Origin of the sequence: Demequina sp. (genome assembly GCF_016278765.1) — a bacterium.
Lineage (GTDB): Bacteria > Actinomycetota > Actinomycetes > Actinomycetales > Demequinaceae > Demequina.
Map to the genome: position 1 here is coordinate 1 of NZ_JADQBE010000034.1, position 10276 is coordinate 10276.

Sequence of the window (10276 nt, forward strand, 5' to 3'; positions counted from 1 at the left end):
CGGCGAACAAAATCACCTTCACCCGATCCCGCGCCAACCACTCCAACGACGGCGCCCACGTCGAGCAGAAGACCTGGAACCACGTGCGCGAACGAGTCGGCTACGCCGCGGAAGATTTCACCTAAGGCAATCAATCAACCATCCCCAAGGTATTGACATCAGGCACCAGGGTGGACGCGACGCCTCGAGCGGTTTCGATACCGAATCGACGTCCAAGACAGTGCAGCGGAACCTCAGACTCCAGCCACCGTCATCCTCACCGTCCCTATCCCGACTCCCGCGACGCCGTCGACCCTGGGAGTCAGATCCGATGAGCCCCCCGTAGTGGCCCGTCCTACGTATGGGAGCCCTGAGCATCCTCTGTGAGGTCCTCGAGAATCCCCGCCGCCGCGTCGGCGCCGCCCGGCTCGACACGTTGCGTGGTGCCCATACCGCCGTGGGTGACCAGGAGGTCGATTCCGTCCATGACTGCGTCCATGACTGCGGCGTAAGACAGGAACCTGACGATGCGGGTGCGATCGTGGGGAGCCGTGAGCGAGCGGAAAGCCGGTGGCTCCGCTCAACCCAGGTGGATCGCCGCCGTCAGGTCGTCGTGAGGCAGCACGTCGGCCACCGCGCTCACCATCACGTCTTCCAGTTCGGCGTGGCCCGACACCACCGTCATGAAGGCGGTGTCCGCCGCATCCCGGCCGGTCGCGATGCGCACCAGCGACGTGCGCGGCGCCAGCGTGGTCGCGTCGACCACACACCACCTTCCGTCCACGTACGCCTCGCACACGGCGTGGAAATCCATCGGATCCAGGCCGGGGGCGTAAACGGAGACGAGCCGGGCGGGCACGCCGCTCGCTCTCAGGAGCGCGACACACAGGTGAGCGTAGTCACGGCAGACGCCCTGGCGGGCGAGCAGGGTCCTCACGGCGCCGTCGGTGGGAAGGCTCGAGCCTGGCACATAGTCCAACCGCGTGCCCACCCACGAGCTCACGCCTTCCAGCAGGGAGTATCCGGTCAGGCCGCCGAATTCGGCGTGCGCCGTCGCCGCCAACTCGTCGGACTCGCAGTACCTGCTCGGGCGCAGGTAGCGCAGACGGTCCCGCTCCCGCGATCGCACGGGCGGCTCACGCCCCTCGATGATCGCCGTGTACTCGACAGTCAAGATGCCCACCTCGGCGGATATCGCGTGGAGCCGGGTCCCGTGCGCGTCGCGGATCTCGGTCGCCTCCAGAGGCGCGCCGTCGAGTCGCACCTCAAGCGTCTCAGCGACGGCTCCCTGCCTCGCTGCCACGGCAAAGGACATGGCCAGCTCGCTCGGACACGTCACATCAATACTCAGGCGGGCTGTGACATCGCGGCGCATGCTGTCATCGTGTCACGCCGGACGCACCGGGCGTAGACCTGACGCTTCACAGCCGGAGGTCAGCGACCCCTACGTCCGCCAGACAGCGCGTGCGCCAGCGGTAGCCCCGACAGAATCATGAGCCAGAACCCGAGGCCGGAGTCGTCGGCGCGTACCACCGCGCCAGCAATGATCAGCGCTGCAAATACACCGGTGGAAACCAGGCGCCGCCCCGTCCCCTCCAGCCGAGCCACCGCGCGCTCCAACTTTGGTGCCGTGAGCGGGAGGGTGCCGTCCTCGACCTGAGTGAGCACCGCGTCGAGCCTGGACGGCATCCGCCACAGCACGCCCACGCTGTCGATCGCCTGCCGTCCCAGATCGGACGCGAGATTTCCGCCCTCGTCACGTATCAGCTGCTCCGCGTACGGCTCGACGGTGTCCCACAGGTTGTACGCCGCGTCGAGGGAACTGCTCACGCCCGAGGTGAGCGACACGGCCCGGATGATGAGCAGAAAGTTCTCGGGCAACTGGAAGGGCAAGGAAAGGATGACGTCGCCGAACTCCACCGCGAACTGCTGAAACTGCCTGGGATCAAGCTCGCGCAACTCCGCGAATCCCATTCCGCCAAACCTGGCAAACAGCGTCGTCATCACCCTTTCGAGTTCGACCGTGTCCGCGGACGGCAACAGCACGCCCACCTCTTGCATCGCCTTCACCATGCCCTTGCCATCGCGCGACGCCGCGGCGATCACCAGGCCACGCAAGGTGCTGCGTAGGCTCGTGGGAACCTCGCCCATCATGCCAAAGTCAACAAAGGTGAGCGCCCACGAGTGGCCCTCGTAGCCCGCTGGCGCCGGCGTGACAAAGATGTTGCCGGGGTGCGGGTCCGCGTGGAAGAAGCCATGCAGGAACAACTGGTCAAACATGATCTCCGCAAAGACCGGCGCCACCTGGGCAGGCTCGATTCCCGCGGCGCGCAGTGCGTCGGTGTCGGTGATCTTGATCGCCGTGACGTCCTCGAGCGTCAGCACCCTCCGCGTGGTGCGTTCCCAGGCCACCGCTGGCACGCTTACGCGGTCATCGCCCGCGAATATTGCGGCAAAGCGCTCGGCGTTCGCCGCCTCCTGGAGGTAGTCGATCTCCTCGAGGCTGGTCTGGGCGAACTCCTCAACCACCGCGGGAGCGTCCACGCGCCTGGATACCAGCCCCACTCGGCTCAGCCATCCGCCCACCTTGCGCAGCGCCGCCAGGTCCACGTCGATGATCGCGCCGATGCCGGGTCGCTGCACCTTGATGACCGCTGCGTCGAAGCCCACATCGGCCGCGTCGTGCTGCGTCAACGTGGCACGGTAGGCCTGACCCAGGGACGCTGCCGCGATGGGTGTCTGGTCGATGGTCGCGAAGACCTGATCAAGCGGCACACCCAACTCCGCCTCGGCGAGGTCGCGAATGGCCGCGAACGGCGCTGCGGGAACCTCGTCCTGAAGGTCTTCCAGTTCCTTGGTGATCTCGGGCGGGAGCACGTCAAGGCGCGATGACATGAACTGGCCCAGCTTGATCATGAGCCCGCCCAGGGCCACCGCGAGCACGCGGAATTTGCGCGCGAAGCGCCGCATCCTGGCGGTGCGGGTGCGTTCGGTGATCCTGCGCAGGCCGATGATGGGCAACAAGATCTCGTACCACCACGTCGTACCAAGGTGCCACGCGGCAAAGCGCAAAATGCGCCGGTAGCGGGCGCGGCCAGATACGACGTCGGGCATGAACTCTCCTAGACCCCGACGGTCCGACGGCACCCCCGTCAGTCCTGCGCGAGGATCGAGTAGATCTTACGTCGCGTTTCGTCGAGCACCTCGGCGGCCTTCTTGTGTTGCTCCGACGATCCGTTGCGGACCACCTGAGCGACCGCCTGCGCGAGTTCGATCCCGGCCTTCGGCACGGCGCTCATGGAGTTCGTGTCACATGTGTCGTCAGCCGCCCACGGGGCAGACGCCGCGGCGTGTTCGGCTTCTTCGCGCCCGGTGTCGGTCAGCGAGTAGACCTTTCGGTCGCTTGACATTTCGGTGGTGACAAGACCCTCGTCGGCGAGCATCTGCAGGGTCGGGTAGACCGAGCCCGCGCTGGGCTTCCACCTGCCCTTCGTGCGCTCCTCGATCTCGCTGATCATCTGGTACCCGTGCATCGGCCCCTCGCTGAGGAGTGCGAGCACCGCCGCACGCACGTCGCCGCGGCCCATGCGCGTGCCGACGCGCTTGTCGAAGGAGGCGCGCATCTGCTCCATGGCCTGCCACATCGCGTCGCCCGCCTGACCGGGGTTAAACGCTCCGCGACCGCTACTCTTGAAAGAACTTGTCATGATGGTCTCCTTGAACGACATGTCGCTCGATAGCGACCGACATATCGCTATCCTCACACGCGGCTGCCGCAATGGCAAGCGGCAACGGGCTCGAGTTGCCCGCACAGTGGTGCCTCCGAAACCACTCCCCACATCACGTTTCTCTCGCCACCGGGGCGTTGTGAGCCACCAGGCGTACAGTGAGGGGAACGGCGCGACGGGCGAAGGGATCCCCCCGCTTCCGAAGTGCGGATGGGGGCGGCGCATGGCGGGGCAACTGTCTTCTTCGAAGAACGGTGCGGTCGCGGAACTTTGGCCCGGCCAGGAGGTACCTGCTATCGACCCGCTCCGACCTGATCAGCGCCACCGACAATTCGGCCGCTTGCTCGAGTTTTCCCCAGACGCCATCGTCATCGTCGACGCGGACGGGTTAGTGATGGAGTGGAACCCTGCCGCCGAACCCATGCTCACGACGACGAGCGCCCAGGCAGTCCGTGCGCCTCTCCGGAAACTTCTCTCCAGCCCAAATCGCGAAAGCTTTGACACGGCATGGCAGCAATTGCTCGCCGGGGAGAAGGTGCCCAGCGTCAAGGCCCCTCCAGGCACGAATGCACATTTCGCGCCAAGGCTCGATGTGACCGTCGTGCCCTTTCGGTTCGGTGCCGCGCTCGCAGGTGCGGTGGTGATCCTCCCTGATCCGGCGGCACGCACGATGGTGACGGACAACATCACAGTGCAGGCCGAAGGCCCTCCCGGCACCGATCCACTGTCTGCTCCAGGTGCTCTGGAGCACGACGGCCCCGGGGGATTGCCGGGACGGTGGTGGCTGCAGCGGATTCTCTCGGACCCACCCGGCCCAGGGATGGCGCGCAGCGTCGCGATCTTTGACGTCGACGCCTTCGGGGTCATGGTTGCCACCTACGGGCCGCATGCGGCTGACGCCATTCTCGCCGTGCTCGGCGAGCGATTGAAGTCGCTCGACACCCCTGGGACTTTCGCCCACTGGCGAGCGAGTTCCTTCGTCTGGATTCTCGATACGGACAATCCGGTGGCGGCGCTCGATCAGTGGGTGACTTCGCTGACAGATGCGCTTGGGGAGCCGTTTGTCGTCGGTCCGGATCGCGTGTTTCTCACTGTCAGCATGGGTCTCGCCGCGACGACTCTCGCCAAGGATGGCGACCTCCTGGCGGCCGCAACCGATGCCCTGCAGTCCGCGAAACGTTCGGGCGGGTCACGCGCCGTCTACTATGACGCATCGATGGCGGCCCGCGCATCGTCGGGCTTCAGGCTCGCCAACGACCTCCATCACGCAATCATGCACGATGAGCTCCGCCTGCACTATCAGCCCATCATGGACCTCAGCACCAACGAGATAGCGGGCGTGGAAGCACTGGTGAGGTGGGAGCGTCCCGGTGTCGGTCTGCTCGCTCCGGACTCCTTCATTGACGCCGCCGAACGCACCGGGCAGATCGTCCCGCTGGGCAACTGGGTGGTGCGGACGGCATGTATGGACGCCGCGCGACTTGGTACTCATTCCAGGGGTTCTCGGACGATGAGCATCAACATCTCGGCACGCCAATTGGCTGATCCGGGACTCATCGCGACGTTGCGCCAGGCGATGACGGCAGGCAAATGCGCTCCGTCCACGATCATCATCGAGGTGACAGAGTCCGTCCTTGTCGACGATCTCAACACCATTGCGGAGTCGTTGGAGGCGATCAAGGCGCTCGATGTGGGCGTTGACCTTGACGACTTCGGCACCGGCTACTCGTCGCTGCAATATCTCAGGAATCTACCCATCGATCGTCTCAAGGTGGAACGAGGTTTTGTGGCGGGCCTCGGCGTCAATGCCGCGGATACGGCGATCGTTGCCTCGACCATCGCGCTGGCGCATGCGCTCGGGCTCCAGGCGATCGCCGAAGGGGTGGAGACCGACGAGCAACTCGCCTTGCTCCGCGAAATGGGCTGTGACTTCGCGCAGGGCTTCCTGCTAAGCCGACCCGCTGACATGGAGAGGTGCGCCACATGGCTCGATGCCTACGTTCCCGCCGCGGTGGTCCCTACTGGAGGCTCTAGGACCGCCGCGCTTTCACGGAAACGCAGCAAGGCGGCCAACCGTCGCGACAGACAAGCTGAGACCCGGGAAACCACGGCAAACGTCAGGGACAAGATTGCGTCTACCCGCGATACAGATGCGGCCACCCGCGACGGCGCGGCGAACACGAGGGACACCGCCGCCGATGAGCGGGAACGAGTGGCCGACTTGAGGGACGTAGCCGCAACCGACCGGGAACATGCGGAGGATCAACGAGAGGGCCGACAAGGGGGTTTCGGTAGTCATGAGGTTGGCGGCGACGCGAAGTCCACCCGACGTACCGCGAAGCAAGCCCGCAGCAGAGCCACCGCCGAGCGACAGGTCGAGGCGAACGATCGAACAGTGGCCGGCACTGACCGAGACCGTGCCTCGGCCGAACGTGCGACCGCAGCAGACGCCCGTACCCAGTCAAGGGCCAATCCGCCTTCTGCGGATGATGACGAGGCGTAGCAACGAGGACCTGCGGGAGGCGCGCGATCAGTCGTAGCTCCCGGCCGCGCCGCGTGCCTTGAGCTCCGCCAGGCCACGTCTCATGCTGAGCACCTGTTCGGGCGTGTGACCCACCCAGTCCACCAACTCTCCAACGACGCGCACGGGTTCCTTGGTGCGATAAGACTGCGTCGGGTTGCCGGGGAACCTATTGTCCGTCACGTTCGGGTCGTCTTCGACCTCACCCGTGGGTTCTACGAAGTAGATCCGGCCACTCCCCTCTCCCAGGGCGAGCTCGGCCTTGGTCCCGTGGAGGTAGGCCCCCTACCCGTGGGACTCAAACGGCTGTGGTTCTTTGGACATGAACGCCTCCCTCGCTCGAGAGGTTACTCCGGCCGCTGGATGACCCGGGCAGGGTCTCGGTCTCGACATTGTGAGCGCTGTCGTTCGCGTCCTGCGCCTTCCGGCGCTTTGACGAGCCTCCCTGCTGGCCCTCCAGCATCGGCACGCGAGCGGTCGGGAGGCGCGAAGGCCGCTCGTGTCGACCCTCGCGAACCGTGCCACAATGAATGGCGCGTTCGCCCCACGGAACGGGGATCCACGCCGACGTGAGGAGCGGAAGTGAAGACGCGAGCCTTCGGCACCACCGGCATCGAGGTCAGCGAGATTGGGCTCGGGTCGTGGCAGTTGGGTCGGTCCGCTCAGTGGCCCGACGGCCCACACGAGGACGACGCCGTTCGCCTTGTTCACGCCGCGCTCGACGCGGGCGTGACGTTCATCGACACCGCGCCCGGCTACGCCGAGGGGCGTAGCGAGCTCAATATCGGAGCGGCCATACGCGGAGGGCGCCGGGACCACGTGGTGATCTGTACAAAGTTCGGGCACAGGCCCGACGGCGGCAGCGACTGGGAGCCAGCCAGCATCGAGAGGTCGATCCTGCGCAGCGCCGAACGGATGGGCACCGACCACCTGGACATCGTGGTGCTGCACAGCCCTCCGCCTGAGGTACTCGACGGTACGCGGAGCGAGCACTACGAGGTGCTGGAGCGCTTGAAGCTCAAGGGCCTTATCCGCGCCTACGGGGCATCCGTCGACTGGGGCGCCGACGTCGACACCGTGCTGCGCACCAGCACAAGTCAGGCCCTGGAGGTGCGCATGTCCGCGCTGTTCCAGGAGACGTGGCCCTCGCTCGAACGGGCCCGGGACCAGGGCGTCGGCACCATCATCAAGGTTCCCCTGGAGTCCGGCTGGCTGTCGGGCAGATACACCGCAGACACGACCTTTGCCGGCGTGCGCGCGCGGTGGTCGCGGGACGACATCGCCCTGCGCGCGGGCCTCGTGGACGAGTTCAGATCGCTGTTGCCCACTGGCGTTTCGGTGCCCCACGGCGCTCTGCGGTTCCTCTTGGCGCACAACGGAGTCTCCACCGTGATCCCCGGCGCACGGACCGTCGACCTGCTGCGCGACTCGATCGCCGCCGCGGCGGAACCCCTACCAGCGGCGACCGTCGAGAGCATTCGCGACTTCTACGCGCGCCGGCTGGCAGGATCCCCGCTCGACTGGTGAACACCACCGCGATGGGCAAGCATCGCGCGACTTCAGGACTTACTGAACTCACGAGATCGTTATACGGTGATATCGTTCGACCTATGACGAGGCGGCCGAGCACGGGTGTGACGGGATGACCGCACCCCTCCAACAGATGAAGGCCGACCTGTTCAAGGCCATGGGTAACCCGATGCGCATCCGGGTACTCGAACTGCTTTGCGAACGCGATCACACCGTCGGCGAAATGCTCGTCGAGCTTGGCGTCGGCGCCTCCGCGCTGTCGCAGCAGTTGGGGGTACTCCGCAGCGCCGGCTTGGTGGTGGCTCGACGCGAGGCGTCGACCGTCCACTACTCCGTGATCTCGCCGCGGGTCGCCGAACTGCTCGCCGTGGGACGGCAACTCCGCGAGGACCTGCTCTCGGTCCAGGTGGAGATGCTCACCGACCTGCGAAACGGCTGAACGGCCGTGCTGAAACTCCTGCGCACGATGCTCCGCGTCGGCCGGATAGCCGTGCCGGCGCCGGCCCCGGTTCCCCCGTCGCAGGACTCCCCCACGTCCGAGCCACTGCCGTGGTCCGGCTCGCTTCAGATCCGCCACGTAGACGCCGGTTCCTGTAACGGGTGCGAGATCGAGATTGGGGCGGCGTTCGGTCCGGTCTACGACGCGGAACGCTACGGCGCCCGCCTGGTCCCCTCTCCCCGCCACGCCGACGCACTGATGGTGACCGGCCCGGTCACGCGAAACATGGCTGACCCCCTACGGATCACCTACGAGGCGACCCCGGCGCCCAAGCGCGTGATCGCCCTCGGCGACTGCGCCCGCAACTGTGGAGCGTTCGCGGGGGCTTACGGCGTGGAGGGCCCCGTGTCTGACATCATCCCGGTCGACGTTGAGGTGCCCGGTTGCCCGCCTTCGCCGGAGGCCATCGTCGAGGCGCTGCGGGGGCTGACGGGACGATGACCGCGGTTGATGTGGGACTGGCGCTGGTCGCAGGAGGAGCACTAGCGGGAGCACTCGCTATTGTCTTGGTGTCGCGGCGCGTGCGGCCCCTCGTCAGCGGCCTCGTCACGGCCGGCGTCGGGTTGGGTGGCGTGCTGGCAGGTGTCGGCGGTCTTACCGGCGCGGAGTGGTCGCGCGTCGTGCCGGGCCTCCTGCCCCTGGGCGAGGCGCGCTTCGGCGTCGACGCCCTCTCGGGGGTGTTCCTGCTGCTGGTGGGCGCCGTCGCCATCGCCGCCGGGGTCTACGGCATCGGATACACCGCCGACAGTGCCCACCACCCGAACCCTGCAGGATCCCGGACCACGCAGGCGACCGTTCCCCTGTTCGTCGCCTCGATGCTCTTAGTCCCCGCGTCGGACAGCGTTACGACGCTCCTGGTGGTGTGGGAGCTGATGGCTCTCACCTCGCTCGTCCTGGTACTCACCGAGCATGCGCTGCGTCCCTCCGTGCGCGAGGCCGGGCTCTGGTACGGGGGCATGACTCACGCCGGGTTGGTCGCGATCATGACCGGCCTCGTCGTGTTCGCGGCCGGTGCGGGCGGTGAGACGTTTGACTCGCTGCGCGAGGGTGCGGCTGACCTGTCGCCCGCCGTGCGCTCAACCGTTTTCGTCCTGGTACTTATCGGGTTCGGCGCCAAGGCAGGGTTGGTGCCCCTGCATGTGTGGTTGCCACGTGCCCACCCCGAGGCGCCGAGCCACGTGTCGGCGCTGATGTCGGCGGCCATGGTCGCGCTCGGCATCTACGGCCTGATCCGGGTGGGCTGGGACCTGCTCGGCGGCGGTCCCCGGTGGTGGGGCCTGCTGGTGCTCACCATCGGCGCCGTCTCGGCGCTCTTTGGTGTGCTTCAGGCCAGCGTCGCAACTGACCTCAAGCGACTCCTCGCGTACTCCACGACGGAGAACGTCGGGCTGATGGCAATCGGCATCGGAGCGGCCGGGGTGTTCGCCGCCGACGGCAACCGCGCGCTGGCCGGGGTGCTGATGGCCGCCGCCATATTGCACGCCCTCAACCACGCAGCCTTCAAGACCGTGCTGTTCCTCGGGGCCGGGTCGGTGCTGCGCGCGACCGGACTGCGTGACCTCGACGCACTCGGAGGCCTCGTGCGCCGCATGCCCGTGACGACCGCGCTGTTCGGGATCGGCGCGCTTGGCGCCGCAGCCCTGCCGCCGGGCAACGGGTTCGTGTCCGAGTGGGTGCTTCTGCAGGGTCTCATCCACTCGGTTTCGGAGGGCGTCGCCACCGCGCCCGTCGTCGCGGTGAGCATCCCCGTCGCCGTCGGCGTTGTCGCGCTCACGGCCGGACTCGGAGTCGCCACGTTTGTCAAGGCGTTTGGCGTCGGCTTTCTCGCCCAGCCGCGATCGGCGGCGGCGGCGAGCGCCACGGAGAGCCCGATGCCGATGCGGGTCGGCTTGGGCCTCGCGGCGGCGGCGTGCGCCCTGCTCGCCGTGGCGCCGGCCGTCGCGGGTGGATCGCTGAACCGGGTGCTGAACGTCCTCCCTGGTGTGCGCGACACCGCCCCGCTCGCCGACAGCACGGTCA

9 protein-coding genes and 1 pseudogene are annotated in these 10276 nt (G+C 67.0%); 5 read left to right on the forward strand and 5 right to left on the reverse strand.

Annotated features, from left to right (window positions below; translation table 11 throughout):
- Positions 1–334 precede the first annotated feature (334 nt).
- The 4 genes from QZZ29_RS06920 to QZZ29_RS06935 all read right to left on the reverse strand — a co-directional run bounded on the left by QZZ29_RS06920 (position 335) and on the right by QZZ29_RS06935 (position 3686).
- Entirely contained in the window at positions 335–478 is a 144-nt protein-coding gene (locus QZZ29_RS06920) for a hypothetical protein (protein WP_291382261.1), read from the reverse strand.
- 81 nt (positions 479–559) lie between these two features.
- Positions 560–1354 (reverse strand): transglutaminase family protein, encoded by a 795-nt coding sequence (locus QZZ29_RS06925; protein ID WP_291382262.1) that lies wholly within the window; start codon positions 1352–1354, stop codon positions 560–562.
- 59 nt (positions 1355–1413) lie between these two features.
- Positions 1414–3093 (reverse strand): AarF/UbiB family protein, encoded by a 1680-nt coding sequence (locus tag QZZ29_RS06930; RefSeq protein WP_291382263.1) that lies wholly within the window; start codon positions 3091–3093, stop codon positions 1414–1416.
- Positions 3094–3131: 38 nt separating this feature from the next.
- Positions 3132–3686, reverse strand: a complete 555-nt coding sequence (locus QZZ29_RS06935; protein ID WP_291382264.1) for a PadR family transcriptional regulator — start codon at positions 3684–3686, stop codon at positions 3132–3134.
- Between the two features lie 244 nt (positions 3687–3930).
- Between QZZ29_RS06935 and QZZ29_RS06940 the strand changes: the two genes are divergently transcribed.
- Positions 3931–6210, forward strand: coding sequence for an EAL domain-containing protein (locus QZZ29_RS06940; protein ID WP_291382265.1), 2280 nt, complete (start codon positions 3931–3933; stop codon positions 6208–6210).
- Between the two features lie 27 nt (positions 6211–6237).
- On the opposite strand, the pseudogene QZZ29_RS06945 reads toward QZZ29_RS06940, so the two are convergent.
- Positions 6238–6480 (reverse strand): annotated as a pseudogene (locus tag QZZ29_RS06945) (NAD(+)--rifampin ADP-ribosyltransferase); the annotation flags it as partial.
- A 330-nt stretch (positions 6481–6810) separates the two neighbouring features.
- Between QZZ29_RS06945 and QZZ29_RS06950 the strand changes: the two are divergent.
- From QZZ29_RS06950 to QZZ29_RS06965, 4 genes are all read left to right on the forward strand, one after another.
- Entirely contained in the window at positions 6811–7755 is a 945-nt protein-coding gene (locus QZZ29_RS06950) for an aldo/keto reductase (protein ID WP_291382266.1), read from the forward strand.
- Positions 7756–7870: 115 nt separating this feature from the next.
- A complete protein-coding gene (locus tag QZZ29_RS06955) occupies positions 7871–8197 on the forward strand; it encodes a metalloregulator ArsR/SmtB family transcription factor (RefSeq protein WP_291382267.1) in 327 nt (108 codons plus the stop codon).
- 6 nt (positions 8198–8203) lie between these two features.
- Positions 8204–8698, forward strand: coding sequence for an NADH-quinone oxidoreductase subunit B family protein (locus QZZ29_RS06960; RefSeq protein WP_291382268.1), 495 nt, complete (start codon positions 8204–8206; stop codon positions 8696–8698).
- A partial coding sequence (locus QZZ29_RS06965) for a proton-conducting transporter membrane subunit (protein WP_291382269.1) occupies positions 8695–10276 on the forward strand: 1582 nt, incomplete at its 3' end. The genes QZZ29_RS06960 and QZZ29_RS06965, both read left to right, overlap by 4 nt.